This window comes from Roseivivax marinus (assembly GCF_900109705.1).
Taxonomy (GTDB): Bacteria; Pseudomonadota; Alphaproteobacteria; order Rhodobacterales; family Rhodobacteraceae; genus Roseivivax; species Roseivivax marinus.
Map to the genome: position 1 here is coordinate 70,275 of NZ_FOAI01000002.1, position 20,868 is coordinate 91,142.

The window sequence follows — 20,868 nt, forward strand, 5'->3', positions numbered from 1 at the left end:
GCCCGGCTCAGACCGGATGCGGCTCGGTGGTCAGACGCTTGAGCTCTTCTTCCAGCCGCCATGTCACGATCGGCTTCTGGCAACAGGCCGAGCCAGGGTAGTTAGCGCAGATCTCTTCTTCGTAGGCGTGGCCCGAGTGAAACACCATGCCGATGCCGAGATCCTTGAGCTTGTCGGCGACGGGGAAGACCTCTCCGTCGCGCAGCCGAACATCGAGGACGGCGCTGTCGGGACGCACCGCGTCGATGGCCTCCAACGCCTGTTCGACGCTTCCGTAAGGACCGATGACTTCATAGCCGAAGCCCTCGACCAGGAACTTCAGGTCCAGTGCGACGACGGGCTCGTCCTCGCACACAAGGACCCGGCGCGGCCCGGTCGGGTCAGATTTCGGCTTGAGGTTCATAGGTCAGCGTCGTCCTGCGTTCATGCGGTTGGGCGTCGACGGTCACCGATCCACGCAATTGTGCGGCCGACAGCTCGACCAGCGTGGACCCGAAGCCCGACGGCCCCTCTGAGCGTTCAATCGGTTCGGCGTAGGTTTCGTTCCATGTCAGTTTGACGCGGCCATCATCTTCTTGCGTCCAGGTCACGTCCAGCCGCCCGTCGGCCGGACCCAGAACCCCGTACTTCGCCGCGTTCGTGGCCCATTCGTGCATCAGCAGCGACAATGCGGTCAGATCCTCGCTGCCAGCTGGAACCTCGGGCCCCTCGATCTTGGCGTCGCCCTTGCCCTCGTAGGGCTCCAGCGCGGCGCGGATCGCGTCCTCGAGCGTCAGCTGGCCGCTCGACGGCGCGCGCTGCGTCATGTGGTGCGACCGTGCCAGCGCGTTCACGCGGCTCACGATGCCCTCGACAAGGTCCTCGACGTTGTCCGCCTTGCGCCCCGCGATGCGAACCATGCCCGATATGATCGAGAACATGTTCTTCACGCGGTGGTTCATCTCGCGCAGCATCATCTCGCGGACGCGCTTGGCCTCCTGCTCTTCCGTCACGTCGAAGAGCACGCCGAGAACGCGCGACGTGCGCTCGCCCTCGACCTTGCGCCCGACGATCTGCACCGAACGCATCCGCCCGGCCGCCCCCCCGGCCAGCGTGCAGGTGATATCGAGCGGCTTATCTTCCTTTTCAACGTCGTGCAGCGCCTGCGACAGCGCCGCGCGATCGGCCTCGTTGACCGCGTTCAACAGGTCATCGAGCGTGTCGATACCGCCCTCGATGCCCATCACGGCGTCAGCGCCGTCGTCGAGTCGAAGCGTGCGCGTCTCGGGGGCCAGCTCCCACACCCCCAGCTCGGACACATCGAGAGCAAGGCGCAGCCGTTCACCCTCATGGCGCAGCGCCTCCTCGAGGCGGAGCGCGCTGGTCACTTCGCTGAAGACCAGCGTGGCGCCATCGAGCTGCCCGTCACGCTTGCGGTAGGGCGTGATGACCAGGGACCAGGTGCGATCCTCGCTGCGGTCGCTGACGCGCATGTGGCGCACGTCGCCGCTGCTCATGACCTCCTGCGTGGCCTCCAGCACCTCGTCGTTGCGGCGCAGCGTGCTTGTGACCTCGGTCAGAGGACGGCCGCGGTCCGTCCCTCGGAACGGATAAATCGACTGGATCGCGTCGGTGAAGTTGCGGATCGCCATGTCCGCATCGACCACCACCAACGGCAGCGCGGTCGAGGCGAAGAAGTTCGACAGGTCGGCATTGGCAACCGACAGCTCGTCGACCTTGCCCTTCAGCTCGTCGTTGACCGTGGACAGCTCCTCGTTCGTGGACTGGAGCTCCTCGTTCATCGACATCATTTCTTCGTTGGAGCTTTTCAGCTCCTCGTTCGCCGTCTCGAGCTCCTCGACGGTGGTGTGCAGCCGCTGCCGGGTCGAGCGCAGCTCGTCCTCCAGGCTCTGCACGTGGCTGTCGGACGGCGCCAGTTCGTCGATATCGTCGTCCTCGGTCGCCTCGAAGCGGTCGCGGTCGCGGAAGACCAGCAGGATGGTCCCGTCGGGCAGCGGGTCCGCGATCAGGTCGAAGGCCTGCCGGCCGAATTCGGACTGGGCGGTCAGATCGCGCGAGATCGTCCGCTTGGTGCGGGCCGAGACTTGCCTGATGATCGCCGACACCGCCTCGCGCGCGCCGGGGCGGGCGATGGACTGGGCCGAGCGCCGCTCGGTCTGACCGGGCGAGGTTTCGAGATACTTGCCGAGCTTCCCGGTGGACTTGAGGATCTCGCCCTTGCTCGTCACCAGCAGCGTCGGCGGCGCGTATTGCTCGAGGATGCGCTGCATCCCGCTGCCGTCATTCCACTCCACCCGCGTGGACCGTTCCTGATCTCGCTCGGGACGCGGACGGGGTGCGTGCTCACCGGGACTGCGGCCGCGCAGGTGCAAGGGATATTCAGGCCGGCCATTGTTGCGCTGGAAAATCCGAGAGGAGGCATCGGCGGCGTGGAACAGGTGATCGTAGCGGCCCACCGTCTCGGACGGCCCGAGGAACAATGTCCCGCCCGGTTTGATCGAGTAGTGAAAGATCGGCAGCGCCGTGGCCTGCAACTGGTCGCCGAAATAGATCAGCAGGTTTCGGCACGACAGCAGGTCGATGTTCGAGAACGGCGGGTCACGCACGATCGAATGGACCGAGAACCGGATCATGTCGCGGATCTTGGCCGAGATCTGGAACTTGCCGTCGCGGGCGATGGTGTAGAGGTCGCGCATCCCTTCGGGAATGTCGGCCAGTGCCGCCTGCGGGTAGACCGCATCGCGCGCGAGGCGCAGCATCTGCTCGTCGATGTCGGTGGCGAAGATCTGGATATTGGCCGACCGGCGCTGAAGGCGCACCTCGTCGGCGAACATCATCGCGATCGAGTAAGCCTCCTCGCCGCTCGAACAGCCCGGCACCCAGACGCGGATCTCGTCCTCGTTGCCGGTGTTGCGCACCAGCGGTCGGATGGTGTTCTCGCGCAAGGCCGCGAAGTGCTCGCTGTCGCGGAAGAAGCGGGTCACGTTGATGAGCAGCTCGCGGAAGAGGATCTCGCATTCCTCGGGGTCCGAGCGGATATGCTGGAGGTACTGCGAGGCGTCCGAGAGGTCGAGCACCTGGATCCGGCGCTGGATGCGACGCACCAGGGTCGATTGCTTGTAGCCGGAAAAGTCGTGCCCGACGAAATTGCGCACCACACCCGAGATGTCCGAGAGGCAATCCTCCACGGTGCGCGCCAGCTTCTCGTCCACGGTGTCGACAAGCGAGTGCGCGTAGAACTGGGTGATCGCCTCGATGATCGCGTCGGGTGCGCGCACGAAGTCCACGAGCCCCGTGCCCTGTGCCGACGTGGGCATTCCGTCGTACTTCGCAGTCTGGGGATCCTGCACGATGCACAGGCCGCCATGTTCCTTGATCGCGCGCAGGCCGGCGCTGCCGTCGGCGCCGGTGCCAGACAGGATCACGCAGGCGGCAAAGCGTCCCTGGTCGATGGCGAGGCTTTCGAAAAAGTCATCGATGGGACGCCGAAGGCCGCGCGGCTGTGCGAACTCGGTCAGGTCCAGAACGCCGTCGCGCACAGACAGGCCATAGCCCGGCGGGATGATGTAGACGTTGCCGGCCTCGATGCTCTCACCGCCCGCAACCTGCCGCACCGAGAGCGGCGTCTGCCGCCCCAGAAGCTCGGCCAGGAGGCTTTCGTGGTTCGGGTCGAGGTGCTGGATCACCACGTAGGCGAGGTTCGCCTCGGGGTCGGCCTCGGACAGCATTTCGCGGATGGCCTCCAGCCCGCCGGCCGAGGCACCGATTCCCACGATGCACAATTTCTGCTGGTCTTCGGCTCCGGCCTCGGGGCGCGGGGTCTTTGTCTCGTCTCGCATCCGGCGTCCGCGTCGTGGGGCCCTAGGCCCTGTCAGTATTCAACTTGAGCCGCGCCATGGTCGCGACCGAGTCGGAAATCATTTGCGCAGATCCGAACATCGCGAGTCCGAACTCGCGTCCGATCTGCTCCACGTCCGTTAGCGTCCGCCGAAGCTGCCGGTCGTTGCCCTCGATTCCAGAGCGCTGCACCGCGGTCGTCATGTCGAATTGCGATGCCAAGATGAATCTTACCGATCCATCCCCGTCGCGCAACCGGGTCATGAATACGTAATTGTGAAAGCTCTCACCATCCTTCGTATAGTTCAGAATGGGAAAGCGGCCCGTGTCCTCGCCGTCTCCCGCCACGAAGTCGTGCAGGGCCTGCCGGCTTTCGTCGTCGGTGTCGGCCCCCTGAAGAAAGCGGCAGTTGTGGCCAAGGACCTCATCGGGCGCGTATCCCGTCAGGCGGCAGAATGCATCGTTGACGAGGACGAGAGGCGCGTCGCCTTCGATCGTCGAAACGGCGAGCGCGATCTGCGACGCGTGCAGGTAGTCGGCCAGCCCTTGCGGCAGTTCGATCGTATCGCTCATCCGTTCGCGTGTCCCGGTCCCTTGGATTTCGGGCACTACATAGTGCGTTTCTCCTCGAGTGAAACCACCGATCGTCGGCGGACGGGTGCCGTTCCGCGCGCAGGCGCGGCATTGATTTCAAGCCCGCGTTGCTTCATGTCGTTGTGATGACACTCGCGACCCGCGCCCTTTGCGTCCACCTGCTTACCGCCACCGGAGCGATCTTTGCCATGCTCGCGCTGCTTGCCGCAGCCCAGGGGCAGTGGTCGATCATGTTCCTCTGGCTCGTCGTTGCCTTCGCCGTTGATGGCGTGGACGGTCCCCTGGCGCGGAAATACGACGTCAAGCTGAACTCGCCGCGCTTCGACGGCGTGCTGCTCGACCTCATCATCGACTACCTGACCTATGTCTTCATCCCGGCTTTCGCGTTGTTCCAGTCGGACCTTCTGCCGGGCTGGACCGGGTGGGTGACGATCTTCGTCATCACCTTCGCAAGCGCGATGTACTTCGCCGACAGCAAGATGAAGACCACGGACAACTCGTTCCAGGGCTTCCCCGGCTGCTGGAACATGCTGGTTCTCGTGCTCTTCGCGGTGGAACCTTCGGTGCCGGTGATCCTCGTCCTCGTGGCGGCGCTTGCCACCGCGATGTTCCTGCCGATCAAGTTCATCCACCCCGTGCGCACGGCGCGCTGGCGGCTCCTTTCGCTGCCGGTGGCTCTAGCCTGGACGTTCTTCGCGGGATGGGCGGCGTGGGTCGATTTCCACCCCGAGAGCTGGGCGCACTGGGGTCTGGTGGCGACGTCGATCTACCTCGTTCTCGTGGGCGGGGTGCAGCAGCTGGTCCCCGAACGGTCCCGCCAGGCCGAACCGGCCGAGTGACCTAAGGCAGCGGTCTGGCGCTTCCGACATAGCTTTTCGCGATATCGAGAGTCCGGCGGCAGCGGGCGGCTTTCCCGCCCGGTCCCGGGCTTGCATCCGGATGCTCACCGTTGCCCGTCCCGGCAAGCGGGCGCGCGGAGCCGATCCTCGCGCCCGCCTGAACGCTCAGTCCTTCAGGCGATAGCCGCGCCGGAACATCGACCACGCGACGAGGTTGATGGCGATCACCGAGACGACCGAGATGCCGAAGCCCATCAGCGGCGGGCCGTCGGACACGCCGATCATCCCCCAGCGCGCGCCGTCGATCAGATAGAAGATCGGATTGAAGTGGGTGATCTCGAACATCACCGGCGGCAGCGCGTCGACCGAGTAGAACGTCCCCGACAGGAAGGCGAGCGGGGTGACCACGAAGTTGGTGATCGCCGCCATCTGGTCGAACTTCTCGGCGAAGATGCCCGCGACCATGCCCAGACCGGCAAGGAACGCCGCCCCCAGCAGAACGAAGGCGAAGGCCGCGATCGGGTGCGCGGGCCACAGCCCCAGGACCAGCCCGAGGCCCAGCATGATGACCACAGCCACCACGAGACCGCGCGCCACCCCGCCCGCGAGATAGCCCAGCACCATTTCGCCGCCCGACAGAGGCGGCATCAGCGTGTCGACGATGTTGCCCTGAACCTTGGAGATGACGATCGACGACGAGGTGTTGGCGAAGGCGTTCTGGATCACCGTCATCATCAGGATGCCCGGCGCGATGAACGTCACGAACGGCACCCCCATGACCTCGCCCCGGCGCGGCCCGATTGCGATCGAGAAGATCACCATAAACAGTCCCGCCGTGACCAGCGGCGCCATCAGGGTCTGCGTCCAGACGTTCAGGAACCTCTTCACCTCCCGTTCGCAGAGGGTGTAAAGGCCCAGCCAGTTGACGCGGCCGAAACGCCGCGCCCCCGGATCGTATGTCGCGATATCGCTCATGAGTGTCCCTTGAATTGTCGTCCGCCGGCTTGCATGGGGCCGGCTGGTGATTAGAATAGGGACCCGACCGGAAATGTCAGGCGGCCGAATGCTTCGGCCGCTTTTTCAGTTGAGCATGGAAAGGCAGGCCCTCATGTCCTGGACAGACGAGCGCGTTGAGCTTCTCAAGAAGATGTGGAGCGAGGGCCAGTCGGCGAGCCAGATCGCCAAGGAGCTGGGCGGCGTGACGCGCAACGCGGTGATCGGCAAGGTCCACCGCCTCGGGCTGTCGAACCGCACCGGCGCCGAAGCCGCGGCCGCGGGCGAGGCCGAGGCGGCCCCGGCCGCAGCGGCACCGGCGGCTCCGGCCGCGTCGAAACCGGCAGCCCCCTCCACTCCCGAGCAACCCGCCGCACCCGCCGCGGCGACCGCCGAAGCGGCAGAGCCCGCCCCCGAAACGAAGGCGGCGCCGGTGTCTCCGGCGCGCAACAAGATCGTGCCGGCGGGCCAACCGCTGCCGCCTCAGCCCTCGGCGAACGAGATCAGCCCCGAGGCACTCGCGAAGGTGAGCGAAGTGGAGAAGAAGTCGAAGAAGCTGACGTTGATGGAGCTGACCGAGCGGACCTGCAAATGGCCCGTCGGCGACCCCGCGACCGAGGACTTCTGGTTCTGCGGGCTGCCCGCGCAGCAGGGAAAGCCCTACTGCGAGGCGCATGTGGGCGTGGCGTTCCAGCCGATGTCCTCGCGGCGCGACCGCCGGCGCTGACCGGGCGGCCTTTCAGACGGCCCGCCCCTTGGATGGAACGACCGCGCCGGACGCCCCGGCGCAATCGTTCCGCGTTTTCGGGGGCGGTTGACCGCCGCCTCAGCCGCCCTGCATGAGTTCGTCCATCGCCTCGGGCTTGATCCAGCGCAGCAACCCCAGTCCGATCGCACCGAGCACCAGCGCCATCACCGCCGCCGCGAACATCGACAGCAGCCGCTCCCCGGCGAGCGCATTCATGTCGGCCACAAGGCTCAGGGCCTCGAGGATCACCAATGTCAGGAGCGCGGTGAAGGTGACGTAACTCACCGGCAGCAGCCGGAACGCGACCGGCACCGTCGCGAGCGCGATCAACGCCCGTATCCAGACCTCCTCGACCAGAAGTCCGAGGATCAGCGCCAGCACCACGCCTGCGACAGTGCCCGCCGTGCGCTTGGCGGTGCGCGAGAAGAGATTGCCGAAGGGCGGGATCCACAGGATCACGAAGGTCAGCGGGAACCAGAATCCGTGGCTGCCGAAGAACCGAGCGCCCACGTAGATCGAGATCAGCAGCCCGACGCCCAGCAGCACGCCGAAGAGCGCGCTGTAGGTCTGGCTCGATTCCTGCCGGTCCTCGGCATCGGCCTCCTGCTTCAGCGCACGTGTGACCCATACGCTCCAGACCACGGCGGCGCAGTAGAGGATCAGCACCAGCGGCTTTTCGTCCGCCGGCATGATCGGCCCGGTGAACACCGTCCACGTGAACAGCGCGCGCAGGCAAGGCTGTGCGAGACCGTGCCGGAAGGCCAGCGCCGTCAGGCCCGACAGCACCACAGACACCACCAGCGCCATCTCGAGCGAGCCCAGCGCCAGCACGCCGCCGAGCCCGGTGATGATCGTCACGGCGATGGCGACGCTGACGCCGGACTGCTTGGCGGCCAGATGCGCGGGCATCGAGGCCACGAAGACCGCGGCGCCGAGCTGGCCCAGGAACGACACGGCGAGAACGGTGGGCGCGACCACCGCGCACAGGATCGTCAGGACACCCATCCAGGGCATCGGACTGCCGCCATCCGCGACAAACCTTCTCGTGGCTTCGAACATCGCTCCTCCACGGCGCACCGCGCGCCGGATCCGGATGCAAGCTAGATCACAGGGCGCGCCGGGAAAGTTGCGCGCCGTCTCGTCATGGTCGGGCTAGGCAGCCGACCGGACGCACGCTATAGGCGCGCCATGGCTCAGAACCCGCCCGATCTCCGTCCCGACCGCGCCCAGGCCCGGCTCGACCGCGACCTATCCACCGTCCGCGCCGGGCGCGACCAGCCCACCATCGGCATGGTGTCGCTGGGCTGTCCCAAGGCGCTGGTGGACAGCGAGCGCATCCTCACGCGCCTGCGCGCCGAGGGATACGGCATCTCGCCGGACTATTCCGGCGCGGACGCGGTGATCGTGAACACCTGCGGCTTCCTCGACAGCGCCAAGGCCGAAAGCCTCGATGCCATCGGCGAAGCGCTGACCGCGAACGGACGGGTGATCGTGACCGGCTGCCTCGGCGCCGAGCCAGACTACATCACCGGCGCGCATCCCCGCGTGCTGGCTGTCACCGGCCCGCACCAGTACGAACAGGTGCTCGACGCGGTGCACGCCGCCGTGCCGCCCGATCCCGATCCGTTCGTGGACCTGCTGCCCGCCTCGGGCGTGAAGCTCACGCCGCGGCATTACAGCTACCTCAAGATCTCGGAGGGCTGTAACCACAAGTGCAAGTTCTGCGTGATCCCCGACATGCGCGGACGCCTCGCCTCGCGGCCGCACAAGGCGGTGATGCGCGAGGCCGAGAAGCTGGTCGATAGCGGCGTGAAGGAGCTTCTGGTCATCAGCCAGGACACCTCGGCCTATGGCACCGACTGGTCCGACCGGCCGTCCAAGTTCCCGATCCTCGATCTCGCGCGCGAGCTGGGCCAGCTCGGGGCGTGGGTGCGGATGCACTACGTCTACCCCTACCCGCACGTCCGCGAGCTGGTGCCGATGATGGCCGAGGGCGGCGTGCTGCCCTATCTCGACATTCCGTTTCAGCACGCCCATCCCGACACGCTGAAGCGCATGGCGCGCCCCGCCGCGGCCGAGCGCACGCTCGATGAGATCGCCGCCTGGCGCCGGGCGTGCCCGGACATCACCCTGCGCTCGACGTTCATCGTGGGCTATCCCGGCGAGACCGAGGACGAGTTCCAGACCCTGCTCGACTGGCTGGACGAGGCGCAGCTCGACCGGGTCGGGTGCTTCCAGTACGAGAACGTCGCCGGCGCCCGTTCGAACGCCCTGCCCGGCCACGTTCCCGACGAGGTGAAGCAGGAGCGTTGGGACCGCTTCATGGAGAAGGCGCAGGCGATCTCGGAGGCCAAACTGGCGGCCAAGGTCGGCACCCGGCTCACCGCGCTGGTGGATGCCGTGGACGAGGAGGGCGCCACTTGCCGCACGGCAGCGGATGCGCCGGAGATCGACGGCAACCTCTTCGTGGACCGCGGCTTCGAAGGGCTCGCACCAGGCGACATGATCGAGGTCGAGGTGGACGAGGCCGGTGAATACGACCTCTGGGGCGCACGAGTGGACGCCTGATCCGGGGGTGATTCGCGGACTGTGTCGCGTGTGCCGGGATTCGAATCACACCCCTCTCGCGCGTTGCGGAGCAAACCTGAAATTTTCACGAGGCTTTTTCGGCCGTTCCGGTGCATAACACCGACTTTCGCACGAAATGCGCGACATACCGCTTACCTTGAGTTAACCTTTAGAAGTTCTCGGAGGGCACTGCAGGGCCGCATCCCTCCCGCGGGCATCACGGGGGAACCGCAAGGTTCCGCGCTTCTGTTTGGTGGCGTCATCCGCGTTGACCGTCGTTTTTTACCCTTTGTTCGGGGGGACAGAGGTTTCAGGTTGCCATAGAATGACGTCGCGGGGTGTCCATCGGGCACCCCGTTTTTTCGGGCCCACCCACCGCGCACGTCTTTGCTTCAGTCCTCCGGACCGCGCACCTTGTCGCCCGTTCGCCGCCGCGCCCCGATATTGTCCATCTCGATCACGTGGTCGATCGGATCGCCCTCGGCGGGCCGGTTCATCGGGTCCGGCAGAATGCCCAGCGCCATGGCGAGGCCGGCAAGCTCGGCTCGGCTGTCGACGCCGGTATTGGCACAGAGCGCGCTCATGCGCTGGCGCACCGCCGACACCGAGACGCCCAGCCGCTCGGCGATGGTCTTGTCCTGCAGGCCCAGCCCGATCAGCTCGAGCAGCGCGCGCTGTTTCTCGGTCACGCGGTTACGGTCCGCGAATTCCTGCGCGAAGTGCAGCAGGTAGCGCTGGTGCCCGGTCAGCGCGAGCGCGTGAAGTGCCCATCCATGCCGCGCGACGATCTCGACCATCTCGGCACGACGATGATCGCCGGAAAAGGTGATGAGCGCCGATTGCGGCGGTGCGTTCTGGCGCAGAGGCACCGAAAAGCTGGACCGTATCCCGCGCTCCGCCGCCTCGGCGAGGATACGAAGACGCCCGGGCGGAACCTCGTGGTAGTCCTCGACAAACTCGAGACCGCCGACCACGGGCGTCAGCCGGGTCAGCGCGTGATGACGGAAGTAGGACCAGCGCCGCAGTTCGTCGTCGCGGTAATGGTCCATCAGCCAGTTTGCGTCGTAGGTGGTGCGCAGGAACAGTGTCCGACGCCAGTTCAGAAGCCCGGACGCCGACACGAAGTCCACGTGCGGCAGACCCGTCTGTCGACCGGCTTCGACCAGGATCGTCCAGACATCGCCGGTCGCCTCCGTCTGTTCGAGCCGCACCAGCCAATCCTGCAACAACTCGGGGATATAGCGTTCCGCCGGAATCAGGTCCCGGCCCGGATGCGTGGAGGCAGTCGTCATGAACGGCTCCAGTCGTGTGTCCCCGCCGGGCGGAGCGCGCTTGCCCCGGCGCCGTGGCTCGGGCATCAGGCCGCATGGCCAAGCTCCACTTTCATTATTCGACCATGAACGCGGGAAAATCGACCCTGCTTCTGCAGGCCGCGCACAATTATGAAGAGCGTGGCATGTCGGTGATGCTGGTCACGGCGGAAATCGACGCGCGCGCGGGTGCGGCCCGGATCGGATCGCGCATCGGGCTGGCGCGCGAGGCCGACACGTTCGACGCCGACACCGATCTTTTCGCCGCGGTTGAGGCGCGGCTGGCCCGTGGTGCCTGCGCCTGCATCTTCGTGGACGAGGCCCAGTTCCTCACCGAAGCGCAGGTCTGGCAACTGGCGCGGGTCACCGACGACCTGAACGTGCCGGTCATGTGCTATGGCCTCCGCGTCGACTTCCGCGGCAAGCTCTTCCCCGGCTCGGCGGCGCTGCTCGCGCTGGCGGACTGGATGCGCGAGGTCCGCACGATCTGCTGGTGCGGACGCAAGGCGACCATGGTGGTGCGGCAGGATGCCGAGGGACGTGCGCTGACAGAGGGCGACCAGGTGCAGGTCGGCGGCAACGAGACCTATGTGAGCCTCTGCCGCCGTCACTGGCGTGAGGCGATGGGCGAGTAACGGAACGTCTCCCGCACGTCGGACGGGCAGCGAGGGGCAATGCGGCCCCGTGCTCCGCAGTCGAATCCACCCCTGGCATCCGCCGTGTCTCACGGCTCAAAGCGGGCGCTACACCCGATGCAAGCGCGAGCCGCACCGGCCCGGAACAGCCGATCGTGTCCTCACATGAACGATTGCGGGTCGATGTCGATCGCCATCCGCATGTCGCCGCCTAACCGGAACTGGCCCGCCCATTCGGCCAGCGCGCGCTGCAACCCGACGCCCTTGGGCGCTTTCACCAGAAGGCGCACCCTGTGCCGTCCACGCACACGCGCCACCGGCGCAGGCGCCGGACCGAAGACCTGCGCCCCCACCCGGCGCAGTGCCGCGTCGTTGCGCGCCAGCGCGTTGCCGAGGTCGAACACCTCCTGCACGTCCGGGTGCGACAGGATGATCCCCGCCATCCGGCCGTAGGGCGGCACGCCCGCCGCGCGGCGCTCCTCGGCCTCCGCGCGCCAGAAGCCTTCCTCGTCGCCCGACAGGATCGCACGGATCACCGGATGCTCGGGCTGATACGTCTGCATGAGAGCCGTGCCGCGCTTCTCGGCCCGTCCCGCGCGCCCGGCCACCTGCCGCATCAGCTGAAACGTCCGCTCCGCGGCGCGCAGGTCCGAGCCCTGCAGCCCGAGATCGGCGTCGATCACCCCCACCAGCGTCAACAGCGGGAAATTGTGCCCCTTGGCCACGAGCTGCGTGCCGATGATGAGGTCCGCGCCCCCCGCGGCGATGTTCTCGATCTCGGCCTTGAGCTGGCGGGCCGAGCCGTAGAGGTCCGACGACAGCACCGCCACCCGTGCCTCGGGAAAGGCCTCGCGCGCTTCCTCGGCCATGCGCTCGACCCCCGGCCCGACGGCGGCCAGCTTGCCCTCTGCTTCGCAGGAGGGGCACGCCTCGGGGATCGGCGCGCTCTCGCCGCACTGATGACACATGAGCCGCCGCAGGAAGCGGTGCTCGACCATCCGCGCGTCGCACTGCGGGCAGCCGATCTGGTGGCCGCACGCCCGGCAGATCGTCACCGGGGCGTAGCCGCGGCGATTGAGGAAGATCAGCGCCTGCTCGCCCTTCTCCAGCCGGGTGCCGATGGCGCGGGCCAGCGAGGGCGAGATCCAGCGGTTCGACGGCAGATCCTCCCCGCGCATGTCGATGGCGCGCATCTCGGGCATCACGGCCGCCCCGAAACGCGAGGTCAGCGTGAGCCTGTCGTACTTTCCCGCCTCGGCATTGGCCCAGCTTTCCAGCGACGGCGTGGCCGAGGCCAGCACCACCCGCGCGTCGTTCAGCGAGGCGCGCAGCACCGCCATGTCCCGCGCGTTGTAGAGGACCCCGTCCTCCTGCTTGTACGATGTGTCGTGTTCCTCGTCGACGACCACGAGCCCGAGGTTCCGGAACGGCAGGAACAGCGCCGACCGCGCGCCGACGACCAGTTCGGCGCCTCCCGTCGCGACCATCTTCCAGACCCGCCGCCGCTCGGTCGAGGTGACACCGTGGTGCCACTCGGCGGGCCGCGCGCCGAACCGCGCCTCGACGCGGGTGATGAATTCGGAGGTCAGCGCGATCTCGGGCAAGAGCACCAGCGCCTGCCGGCCCTGCCGAAGGCACTCGGCCACCGCCTCGAGGTAGACCTCGGTCTTGCCCGAGCCGGTCACGCCCTTCAGGAGCGTGGTGCCGTAGGTGCCGTCGCGCACGCCCGCCCGCAGGCTCTCGGCGGCCGCCGCCTGGTCGCCGGTCAGCGCCTTGCCGCCCCAGTCCGGGTCGAGCCGCGCATAGGGCGTGTCGCGCGGCGCGTCCTCCTCGCGCACGACGCCCTGCTTCGCCAGTCCCTTGATGACCGACGCGGTCACCCCGGCGGCGTCGGCCAGCTCTTTCTGGGTCAGCGCCAGCCCGCCCATCTCGTCGAGCACCTCGAGCACGCGCCGCCGTGCATCGGTCTCGCGGTCGGGCAGCCCCTCGCCCCGACGATAGACCCGCCGCGCCTTGGGCGGATCGCCGACCCCCGGCGCCCGGGTCGCGAGCCGCAGCATCGCGGGCATCGGCGTGAGCGTGTATTCGCCGGCCTTCTCCAGGAAGGCGCGCAGCTCCTCGCGCATCGGCGCGGCATCGAGGACGCGGGTGACGGGCCGCACCTTGGCGGGGTCGAAATCGCCCGCGCCGCGGCCCCAGACCACACCCAGCACGCGCCGCGGGCCCAGCGGCACCTCCACGTAGGCGCCGACCCAGGCGCCGCCCTCGGGCGCGCGGTAGTCCAGCGTGCGGTCCAGCGGCTGCGCCGTCAGCACCGCCACGATCTCGCCCTCGTGGAAGAAGTCGTCCATTCCCTCGTCGACCCGCCGTTAGCGCAACCGTCCGGGCTTTCCGCGCCGGTCCCCGTGCGTTAAGACACCCCCGAACCAATGTGAAGTCACCGCGACGGGAGATCCCGACCATGAAGTTCTTCGTCGATACCGCAGACATCGAGGCCATCCGCGAGCTCAACGCCCTCGGCATGGTCGACGGGGTCACCACGAACCCCTCGCTCATCCTCAAGTCCGGCCGCGACATCCTCGAGGTCACCAAGGAGATCTGCGATCTCGTGGACGGACCCGTTTCCGCCGAGGTCATCGCGCTCTCGGCCGAGGAGATGATTTCCGAGGGCCGCCGCCTCGCCGAGATCGCCGAGAACATCGTCGTGAAGGTGCCGTTAACCTGGGACGGCCTCAAGGCCTGTGCCGTGCTCACCGGCGAGGGTCGCATGGTCAACGTGACGCTGTGCTTCTCCGCGAACCAGGCGCTGCTCGCCGCCAAGGCCGGCGCGACCTTCATCTCGCCCTTCATCGGCCGGCTGGACGACCTGAACCTCGACGGGATGGAGCTGATCCACGACATCCGCACCATCTATGACAACTACGGTTACGAGACGCAGATCCTCGCCGCCTCGATCCGCTCGGCCAACCACATGAGCGAGGCCGCCAAGATCGGCGCCGACGTGGCCACCGCGCCGCCCGCGGTCATCAAGGCGATGGCCAACCACGTCCTCACCGACAAGGGCCTCGACGCCTTCGTCAAGGACGCCCAGAAGGCCGGCATCAAGATCGTCTGATCTTCAGGACGGGGCCAGTCCGGCCCCTTCTTCTCGTCGAGAAATACTCCGGGGTCCGGGGCAGGGCCCCGGTCCTCCCCCTCCGCCCGGCTCCGCCCCCCGGACTTCTCGCCGGTCACCCTCCGGGAGGGACCGGTCGGGGTTCCGGACGACGCTGCGCCGCCTCCCCGCCGCTTGAGCCCGCCGCGCCGCCGGTCTAACACTCGCCCCGGTTCAGGAGGCCCGCACCCATGTCCTACAACACGTTCGGCCACGTCTTCCGGGTCACCACCTGGGGTGAAAGCCACGGCCCCGCGCTCGGCTGCACGGTGGACGGCTGCCCGCCGAACGTGCCGCTGGACGAGGCGGCGATCCAACACTGGCTCGACCGGCGCAAGCCGGGGCAGAACAGGTACACCACCCAGCGACGCGAGGCCGACGCCGTGCGCATCCTGTCGGGCGTGTTCGAGGGCATGACCACCGGCACCCCGATCCAGCTGATGATCGAGAACACCGACCAGCGCTCCAAGGATTACGGCGAGATCGCCGAGACCTTCCGCCCGGGTCATGCCGACATCGCCTATTGGCAGAAATACGGCATCCGCGACTACCGCGGCGGCGGACGCTCGTCGGCGCGCGAGACGGCCGCGCGCGTGGCTGCCGGCGGGGTCGCCCGCGCGGCCCTCGCAGCCCTCGCCCCCGGCCTCGCGATCACCGGCTACATGACGCGGATCGGCACACACGGCATCGAGGGCGCCCGCGACATGGAGCAGATCGACCGCAACCCGTTCTGGGTGCCCTCGACCGCCGCCGCCGAAAGCTGGGGCGCCTACCTCGACGAGCTGCGCAAGTCGGGGAACTCGGTCGGCGCCGAGATCGAGGTCACCGCGACCGGCGTGCCTGCCGGCCTCGGCGCGCCGGTCTACGCCAAGCTGGACACCGACATCGCCGCCGCCCTGATGTCGATCAACGCGGTGAAAGGCGTGGAGATCGGCGAAGGCATGGGCGCCGCCGCGCTCACCGGCGAGGAAAACGCCGACGAGATCTTCCTCGGCAACGATGGCACGCCGGTCTACGCCTCGAACCACGCGGGCGGCATTCTCGGCGGCATTTCCACGGGCCAGCCGGTGGTGGCGCGTTTCGCGGTCAAGCCGACCTCGTCGATCCTCAAGCCCCGTGCCTCGATCACCAAATCGGGCAAGCCGACCGAGGTGGTCACCAAGGGCCGCCATGACCCCTGCGTCGGCATCCGCGCGGTGCCGGTGGCCGAGGCGATGATCGCCTGCGTCCTGCTCGACCACCTGCTGCTCGACCGCGCCCAGACCGGCGGCGTGCGCGGCCCGATCGGCTAAGGCTCAGTCGCCCCGCGCCTCGCGCTTCCGCAGCACGGCCTATCCGCCCTCCACGGACTTGTCGCAGGTCGAGCAGAAATGCAGGTAGCGCTCGAAGATCGGCGCCGTCTGAACGATCGCGTAGATGGACGTCAGCTCCTGCCCGCAGGTGCGGCAGTCGAAAAGGCTACTGGTGTTCGAGGGCATGTTGCGCTCCGGCGTGTTCGGCCCTCGAATAGTGACACGCCGCGCTGGCCCGTGTCAGCGCCTCGCCGAGTTCTTCCTGGCAGAAATACCCCAGCCAGAGGCATCCGATGCGCTCGCCGGGTGCCGCGCCCGGCAAGTGCGCCGCCCCGGCCTCTTCCTGTCCCGAACTACGTCCGCCGGAGGCACCCCACCCCGCTGCCGCGTCACTCGGCGGCGACGCGTCCCAGGTCCAGCCCGCCGATCTCGGCGAGGCGTGCGATGATCTCGTCCACGCCCTCGCCGTGCCGAAGCGAGGCGAAGATCGTCGGGCGGTCGGGCCGCATCCGCGCCGAATCGCGGCGCATGACGTCGAGCGACGCGCCCACATGCGGCGCGAGGTCTGTCTTGTTGACCACCAGCAGGTCCGAGCGCGTGATCGCGGGGCCGCCCTTGCGCGGGATCTCCTCGCCCGCGGCGGTGTCGATGACGTAGATCGTGACGTCCGCAAGCTCGGGCGAGAAGGTGGCCGACAGGTTGTCTCCCCCCGATTCGATCAGCACCAGTTCGAGGTCCGGCAGCGCCTCGGTCAACTCGGCGATGGCGGCAAGATTGATCGAGGCGTCCTCGCGGATCGCGGTGTGCGGGCAGCCCCCCGTCTCGACGCCGCGAATGCGCTCGAGCGGCAGGACCTGCATCCGCATCAGCGCCTCGGCGTCCTCGCGCGTGTAGATGTCGTTGGTGACGACCGCCATCGACAGCCGCGGCCCGAGGCGGCGCGCCAGCTCGGCGGTCAGCGTGGTCTTTCCGGCACCGACAGGGCCGCCGATGCCGACGCGGAGGGGACCGTGGGGAGAGGGCATAACGCCTCCTTTCAGGACTGGAACAGGCGGACCGGCAGCGCCTCCTGGCGTGCCGCGGCCGCGTCGATGATGGGGGCGAAACCGCCGATTTCGTCAAGCGGGGCGCATTCGGCGCGCGCGGCGACGTCGGCGCACAGCGCGATGTGCCCCGCGATCACCGTCTGCCCCGCGCTCTGCCCCAACGGCACGAGGCGCACCGCCGCCGAAGCAAGCGTGGCGACAAGTCCCGAGAGGTAGAGCGGCAGCGCGGCACCCACGGGCAGCCCCATGAGATGCACGGCCCGTCCAGCGGCCACCGGCAGCGCGAGGTCGGACAGGTCGAGCGACCAGACCGCCCGGCAGGTCCCCGCGAAAGCCGCGCCCTGCCGCAGCGTCTCGGCCCGGCGGGCGCGCGACTGGGCCATCGCGGCGGCCAGATCGGACAATGCCACTGGCTCTTCCCCCCGCGCGGCGTGGGCGAAGAGCACCGCGTCGGACCATCCGCTGCCGTGGGTCAGCACCGCGTCGAGCCACTCGGCGGTGTCGGCCGCGGAGGTCACGCGTCCCTCTGCGACCAGCGCTTCGAGCCCGTGGGAATAGGCGAAGCCGCCGGTCGGAAAGGCCGGGGAGAACAGCTGGTGCAGGACCAGATGTGCGTCCGCGCCGGCGTCAGTCATGGCTGTGGGAATGGGGATGGGCGTGGTTGTGGCCTTCCGGACCGTGCGCGTGGGAATGGTCGTGCCCGTGCGTCCGTCCGTGGCCATAGGCGCCGCCCTCGGGACGGAACGGGGCAGTGACCTCCTCGACCGTCGCACCGAGGCGGCCCAGCATGTCGCGCATTACGTGGTCGCGCCGGATCAGCAGTCGCTCGGCCTCGACCTGGCAGGGCGTGTGGCGGTTGCCGATATGCCAGGCCAGCCGCACCAGATCTCCGGTGACGGCCAGAAGCGGTTCGGCCGCGGCGGCCACGCGCACCTCGGTGCCGTCCTCGCAGATCAGGACGTCGCCGTGGTTCAGCGATGTTGTCTGGGACAGGTCGACGAGGACGCTGCGTCCGTCGTCGAGCGGCAGCACCTTGCGCCGCAGGAACCGCGCCTCGTAGTCGAGAGACACGGTCGGTGCGCCCGCGTCGTGGCCGTGATCGGCAACGCGGCGGGCAGTCAGGGCGGGGGCGCTCATGCGGCGCCCCCTGCCCCGTCGCGCCTCAGAGATAGAAGCGGTCGGAGAACACGCGGCGCACCATCGCGGCGCGGGTCGTGCCACGGGCAGAGATCTCGGCGTCGGTCATCGACTGCACGCGATCGAGCTGCTGGTAGCGCGGGTTGTTGTGGCTCAGGAAGGTCAGCGCGCGGGTCAGGCCGTGCGCGATCGAATCCGTCACGCTGGCGGATTTGGTGAAGTGGGCGGGTTGAGCACTGTGTGCCATCGGTAGCATCCGTTTCGTCGGTTTCGTTTCCTCCCGTGCCCACGAAGTAGGCAGTTTGAAAACTTGGGCCAACGAACAACGGGACAGCCCCGTCTTGCGGTGCGTGCATGGCTCGGATTGCGTCTGTCATGTGTTGGGAAGCGTAAGGCGGTGTCTCAGAACAGGAAGTAACGCTGCGCCATCGGCAGCTCGGTTGCGGGCTCGCAGGTCAGAAGCTCACCGTCGGCGCGGACCTCGTAAGTCTCGGGGTTCACCTCGATCTCGGGGCAATGGTCGTTCAGCACCAGGTCTCGCTTGCCGATGCCGCGGGTCGTCTTCACCGCGACGGTATCCTTGGCCAGGCCGAGCTGCGCGCCGATGCCGTCCGACTGCGCGGCCTCGGACACGAACAGGACGGCCGAGCGCTCGACCGCACGGCCCATCGCGCCGAACATCTGGCGGGAATAGACCGGCTGGGGCGTCGGGATCGACGCGTTCGGATCGCCCATCTGCGCGCAGGCGATGGAGCCGCCCACCAGCACCATGTCGGGCTTCACCCCGAAAAAGGCCGGCGACCAGAGGCACAGGTCCGCGCGCTTGCCGACCTCGATCGACCCGATCTCGTGGCTCATGCCGTGCGCGATGGCCGGGTTGATGGTGTATTTCGCGATGTACCGGCGGACCCGCAGGTTGTCGTTGTCGCCCTGCTCGTCCGGCAGGCGCCCGCGCTGGACCTTCATCTTGTGCGCGGTCTGCCAGGTGCGGATCAGCACCTCGCCCACGCGCCCCATCGCCTGACTGTCCGACGCGATGATCGAGAACGCGCCCATGTCGTGCAGAATGTCCTCGGCGGCGATGGTCTCGCGCCGGATACGGCTTTCGGCGAAGGCCACGTCCTCGGGCACGCGCTTGTCGAGGTGGTGACAGACCATGAGCATGTCGAGATGCTCTTCGATGGTGTTGCCGGTATAGGGCCGCGTCGGGTTGGTCGAGGACGGCAAAACGAACTCCTCGCCGCAGATCTTGATGATGTCCGGCGCGTGTCCGCCGCCCGCGCCCTCGGTGTGGAAGGCGTGGATGGTGCGGCCCTTCATGGCGGCCACGGTGTTCTCGACGAAGCCGCTCTCGTTCAGGGTGTCGGTGTGGATCATCACCTGCACGTCCATGTCGTCGGCGACGGACAGGCAGCAGTCGATCGCGGCAGGCGTGGTGCCCCAGTCCTCGTGCAGCTTGAGCGCACAGGCGCCGGCGCGGACCTGCTCCACCAAGGCGCCGGGCAGCGAGGCATTGCCCTTGGCCGACAGGCCGATGTTCACCGGAACCCCGTCGAGCGATTGCAGCATCCGCCCGATATGCCACGGCCCCGGCGTGCAGGTGGTGGCCAGCGTACCGTGCGCCGGGCCGGTGCCGCCGCCGAGCATCGTGGTCACGCCCGAATGCAGCGCGTCTTCGAGTTGCTGCGGGCAGATGAAGTGGATGTGGCTGTCGAAGGCGCCGGCGGTGAGGATGCGTCCCTCGCCCGCGATGATCTCGGTGCCCGGCCCGATGACGATATCGACGCCGGGCTGGGTGTCGGGATTGCCGGCCTTGCCGATGGCCGCGATCCGCCCGTCGCGCAGGGCCACGTCTGCCTTGTAGATGCCGGTGGCGTCCACGATCAGCGCGTTGGTGACCACGGTATCGGCGGTGCCCTCGGCGCGAGTCGCCTGGCTTTGGCCCATGCCGTCGCGGATCACCTTGCCGCCGCCGAACTTGACCTCCTCGCCGTAGGGGCCGGTCAGGTCGCGCTCGACCTCGATGACAAGGTCGGTGTCGGCAAGGCGCACGCGGTCGCCCGTGGTCGGTCCGAACATCGCCGCATGATCGGCGCGGGACATGGTTGCTGGCATGGTGAGGGCCTCCGTCGCGCGGCGGTGCGTCCGCCGTCGGTCAGACCGTAACCGCCGCCGCGCGGAAATGGGAAGGGCGCGGCGACGCTGCCGTGCCGACAGTGCAGGCATGTGCCGCGAAAACGGGCACTGCGCGAAGTTGGCGTAAGGCCCCCGGCCCTCCCGGGGTCAGCGCCGCCGCGACAGTCGGCGCCTGTTGGAGCTTGCCGCACGATGGAGGGGACGCATCCCCGCCCCCATCGCATCGACCATCGAGCCGCCCCCGGCGATCACCTTGCCGCTGTCCATGGCCGCGCGGGTCCAGGCCGGGCTTTTCTCGTTGACCATGCGCAGCGCCTCTCCGGGCGGCAGGGCGAGGAAACCTGCCATACCGGCGATGCGGATCGCCATGACCGTCTGCGCCTCGAGGGCAAGCCGCCACGCGGCGAATCCGACCCTCAGGCCGGAAAAGGGGTCGAGAGGATACATGCACGCACTCCTGATGAATCGGAACCGGGTCTCCTCCCGCCATCAGCAACCGACGGTGCGTCGTTCGGTTCCGCGCCGCACGCGGGGGCCGCGTCATGAAAAGGCCCCGGCGCGGGTGCGTCGGGGCCGTCT

Annotated in this window: 20 protein-coding genes; 6 read left to right on the top strand and 14 right to left on the bottom strand. The window is 68.1% G+C overall.

Features of this window, described 5'->3' with window-relative positions; all coding sequences use genetic code 11:
- Positions 1-7: 7 nt before the first annotated feature.
- The 3 genes from BMX29_RS19715 to BMX29_RS02940 are packed head-to-tail and all read right to left on the bottom strand — an operon-like array spanning position 8 to position 4,410.
- Positions 8-403 carry a response regulator gene (locus tag BMX29_RS19715; protein WP_043843081.1) on the bottom strand — a complete coding sequence of 132 codons (396 nt, stop codon included), beginning with the start codon at positions 401-403 and terminating at the stop codon, positions 8-10.
- The gene (locus tag BMX29_RS02935) at positions 381-3,839 is read right to left on the bottom strand and encodes a chemotaxis protein CheB (RefSeq protein ID WP_092810284.1); all 3,459 of its coding nucleotides are present in this window, start codon (positions 3,837-3,839) and stop codon (positions 381-383) included. Before BMX29_RS02935 ends, BMX29_RS19715 begins: the two co-directional genes overlap by 23 nt.
- A 22-nt stretch (positions 3,840-3,861) precedes the next feature.
- On the bottom strand, positions 3,862-4,410 hold the full coding sequence (locus tag BMX29_RS02940; RefSeq protein WP_043843077.1) for a PAS domain-containing protein: 549 nt from the start codon (positions 4,408-4,410) through the stop codon (positions 3,862-3,864).
- A 146-nt stretch (positions 4,411-4,556) separates the two neighbouring features.
- Between BMX29_RS02940 and BMX29_RS02945 the strand changes: the two genes are divergently transcribed.
- The gene (locus BMX29_RS02945) at positions 4,557-5,270 is read left to right on the top strand and encodes a CDP-alcohol phosphatidyltransferase family protein (RefSeq protein ID WP_092810286.1); all 714 of its coding nucleotides are present in this window, start codon (positions 4,557-4,559) and stop codon (positions 5,268-5,270) included.
- 165 nt (positions 5,271-5,435) lie between these two features.
- On the opposite strand, the gene BMX29_RS02950 is transcribed toward BMX29_RS02945, so the two are convergent.
- Positions 5,436-6,245, bottom strand: coding sequence for an ABC transporter permease (locus tag BMX29_RS02950; RefSeq protein WP_092810288.1), 810 nt, complete (start codon positions 6,243-6,245; stop codon positions 5,436-5,438).
- A 133-nt stretch (positions 6,246-6,378) separates the two neighbouring features.
- On the opposite strand from BMX29_RS02950, the gene BMX29_RS02955 reads away from it, so the two are divergent.
- Positions 6,379-6,990, top strand: a complete 612-nt coding sequence (locus tag BMX29_RS02955; RefSeq protein WP_092810758.1) for a GcrA family cell cycle regulator — start codon at positions 6,379-6,381, stop codon at positions 6,988-6,990.
- Between the two features lie 99 nt (positions 6,991-7,089).
- On the opposite strand, the gene BMX29_RS02960 is transcribed toward BMX29_RS02955, so the two are convergent.
- The gene (locus tag BMX29_RS02960) at positions 7,090-8,070 is read right to left on the bottom strand and encodes an FUSC family protein (protein WP_092810290.1); all 981 of its coding nucleotides are present in this window, start codon (positions 8,068-8,070) and stop codon (positions 7,090-7,092) included.
- A gap of 129 nt (positions 8,071-8,199) precedes the next feature.
- On the opposite strand from BMX29_RS02960, the gene rimO reads away from it, so the two are divergent.
- Positions 8,200-9,579 carry a 30S ribosomal protein S12 methylthiotransferase RimO gene (gene rimO, locus BMX29_RS02965; protein ID WP_175471105.1) on the top strand — a complete coding sequence of 460 codons (1,380 nt, stop codon included), beginning with the start codon at positions 8,200-8,202 and terminating at the stop codon, positions 9,577-9,579.
- Between the two features lie 392 nt (positions 9,580-9,971).
- Here rimO and BMX29_RS02970 read toward each other — a convergent pair whose 3' ends face one another.
- Complete coding sequence (locus BMX29_RS02970) at positions 9,972-10,871, bottom strand: helix-turn-helix transcriptional regulator (RefSeq protein WP_175471106.1); 900 nt, start codon at positions 10,869-10,871, stop codon at positions 9,972-9,974.
- A gap of 74 nt (positions 10,872-10,945) precedes the next feature.
- Between BMX29_RS02970 and BMX29_RS02975 the strand changes: the two genes are divergently transcribed.
- A complete protein-coding gene (locus BMX29_RS02975) occupies positions 10,946-11,524 on the top strand; it encodes a thymidine kinase (RefSeq protein WP_092810296.1) in 579 nt (192 codons plus the stop codon).
- 161 nt (positions 11,525-11,685) lie between these two features.
- On the opposite strand, the gene BMX29_RS02980 is transcribed toward BMX29_RS02975, so the two are convergent.
- Complete coding sequence (locus BMX29_RS02980; protein ID WP_092810298.1) at positions 11,686-13,875, bottom strand: primosomal protein N'; 2,190 nt, start codon at positions 13,873-13,875, stop codon at positions 11,686-11,688.
- A 110-nt stretch (positions 13,876-13,985) separates the two neighbouring features.
- On the opposite strand from BMX29_RS02980, the gene fsa reads away from it, so the two are divergent.
- On the top strand, positions 13,986-14,639 hold the full coding sequence (fsa, locus tag BMX29_RS02985; RefSeq protein ID WP_043843063.1) for a fructose-6-phosphate aldolase: 654 nt from the start codon (positions 13,986-13,988) through the stop codon (positions 14,637-14,639).
- A 230-nt stretch (positions 14,640-14,869) separates the two neighbouring features.
- Positions 14,870-15,970, top strand: a complete 1,101-nt coding sequence (gene aroC, locus BMX29_RS02990) for a chorismate synthase (protein WP_092810300.1) — start codon at positions 14,870-14,872, stop codon at positions 15,968-15,970.
- A gap of 39 nt (positions 15,971-16,009) precedes the next feature.
- On the opposite strand, the gene BMX29_RS19110 is transcribed toward aroC, so the two are convergent.
- The 7 genes from BMX29_RS19110 to BMX29_RS03020 all read right to left on the bottom strand — a co-directional run bounded on the left by BMX29_RS19110 (position 16,010) and on the right by BMX29_RS03020 (position 20,736).
- A complete protein-coding gene (locus tag BMX29_RS19110; protein ID WP_175471107.1) occupies positions 16,010-16,156 on the bottom strand; it encodes a hypothetical protein in 147 nt (48 codons plus the stop codon).
- Positions 16,157-16,359: 203 nt separating this feature from the next.
- A complete protein-coding gene (gene ureG, locus BMX29_RS02995; protein WP_043843059.1) occupies positions 16,360-16,995 on the bottom strand; it encodes an urease accessory protein UreG in 636 nt (211 codons plus the stop codon).
- A gap of 11 nt (positions 16,996-17,006) precedes the next feature.
- Positions 17,007-17,651: an urease accessory protein UreF gene (locus BMX29_RS03000; RefSeq protein ID WP_092810302.1), complete on the bottom strand. Its 645-nt coding sequence runs from the start codon at positions 17,649-17,651 to the stop codon at positions 17,007-17,009.
- Entirely contained in the window at positions 17,644-18,153 is a 510-nt protein-coding gene (gene ureE / locus BMX29_RS03005) for an urease accessory protein UreE (RefSeq protein ID WP_043843057.1), read from the bottom strand. Before ureE ends, BMX29_RS03000 begins: the two co-directional genes overlap by 8 nt.
- A gap of 25 nt (positions 18,154-18,178) precedes the next feature.
- Positions 18,179-18,400 carry a hypothetical protein gene (locus tag BMX29_RS03010; RefSeq protein WP_092810304.1) on the bottom strand — a complete coding sequence of 74 codons (222 nt, stop codon included), beginning with the start codon at positions 18,398-18,400 and terminating at the stop codon, positions 18,179-18,181.
- A gap of 155 nt (positions 18,401-18,555) precedes the next feature.
- On the bottom strand, positions 18,556-20,268 hold the full coding sequence (gene ureC / locus BMX29_RS03015; RefSeq protein WP_092810306.1) for an urease subunit alpha: 1,713 nt from the start codon (positions 20,266-20,268) through the stop codon (positions 18,556-18,558).
- 168 nt (positions 20,269-20,436) lie between these two features.
- Entirely contained in the window at positions 20,437-20,736 is a 300-nt protein-coding gene (locus BMX29_RS03020; protein ID WP_051487453.1) for a hypothetical protein, read from the bottom strand.
- Positions 20,737-20,868 lie beyond the last annotated feature (132 nt).

Excerpts from the sequence above, each read along its gene's own strand:
- BMX29_RS19715 (WP_043843081.1), bottom strand. The coding sequence starts at position 403 with ATGAACCTCAAGCCGAAATCTGACCCGACCGGGCCGCGCCGGGTCCTT.
- BMX29_RS02935 (WP_092810284.1), bottom strand. The coding sequence starts at position 3,839 with ATGCGAGACGAGACAAAGACCCCGCGCCCCGAGGCCGGAGCCGAAGAC.
- BMX29_RS02940 (WP_043843077.1), bottom strand. The coding sequence starts at position 4,410 with ATGAGCGATACGATCGAACTGCCGCAAGGGCTGGCCGACTACCTGCAC.
- BMX29_RS02945 (WP_092810286.1), top strand. The coding sequence starts at position 4,557 with ATGACACTCGCGACCCGCGCCCTTTGCGTCCACCTGCTTACCGCCACC.
- BMX29_RS02950 (WP_092810288.1), bottom strand. The coding sequence starts at position 6,245 with ATGAGCGATATCGCGACATACGATCCGGGGGCGCGGCGTTTCGGCCGC.
- BMX29_RS02955 (WP_092810758.1), top strand. The coding sequence starts at position 6,379 with ATGTCCTGGACAGACGAGCGCGTTGAGCTTCTCAAGAAGATGTGGAGC.
- BMX29_RS02960 (WP_092810290.1), bottom strand. The coding sequence starts at position 8,070 with ATGTTCGAAGCCACGAGAAGGTTTGTCGCGGATGGCGGCAGTCCGATG.
- rimO (WP_175471105.1), top strand. The coding sequence starts at position 8,200 with ATGGCTCAGAACCCGCCCGATCTCCGTCCCGACCGCGCCCAGGCCCGG.
- BMX29_RS02970 (WP_175471106.1), bottom strand. The coding sequence starts at position 10,871 with ATGACGACTGCCTCCACGCATCCGGGCCGGGACCTGATTCCGGCGGAA.
- BMX29_RS02975 (WP_092810296.1), top strand. The coding sequence starts at position 10,946 with ATGGCCAAGCTCCACTTTCATTATTCGACCATGAACGCGGGAAAATCG.
- BMX29_RS02980 (WP_092810298.1), bottom strand. The coding sequence starts at position 13,875 with ATGGACGACTTCTTCCACGAGGGCGAGATCGTGGCGGTGCTGACGGCG.
- fsa (WP_043843063.1), top strand. The coding sequence starts at position 13,986 with ATGAAGTTCTTCGTCGATACCGCAGACATCGAGGCCATCCGCGAGCTC.
- aroC (WP_092810300.1), top strand. The coding sequence starts at position 14,870 with ATGTCCTACAACACGTTCGGCCACGTCTTCCGGGTCACCACCTGGGGT.
- BMX29_RS19110 (WP_175471107.1), bottom strand. The coding sequence starts at position 16,156 with ATGCCCTCGAACACCAGTAGCCTTTTCGACTGCCGCACCTGCGGGCAG.
- ureG (WP_043843059.1), bottom strand. The coding sequence starts at position 16,995 with ATGCCCTCTCCCCACGGTCCCCTCCGCGTCGGCATCGGCGGCCCTGTC.
- BMX29_RS03000 (WP_092810302.1), bottom strand. The coding sequence starts at position 17,651 with ATGACTGACGCCGGCGCGGACGCACATCTGGTCCTGCACCAGCTGTTC.
- ureE (WP_043843057.1), bottom strand. The coding sequence starts at position 18,153 with ATGAGCGCCCCCGCCCTGACTGCCCGCCGCGTTGCCGATCACGGCCAC.
- BMX29_RS03010 (WP_092810304.1), bottom strand. The coding sequence starts at position 18,400 with ATGGCACACAGTGCTCAACCCGCCCACTTCACCAAATCCGCCAGCGTG.
- ureC (WP_092810306.1), bottom strand. The coding sequence starts at position 20,268 with ATGCCAGCAACCATGTCCCGCGCCGATCATGCGGCGATGTTCGGACCG.
- BMX29_RS03020 (WP_051487453.1), bottom strand. The coding sequence starts at position 20,736 with ATGTATCCTCTCGACCCCTTTTCCGGCCTGAGGGTCGGATTCGCCGCG.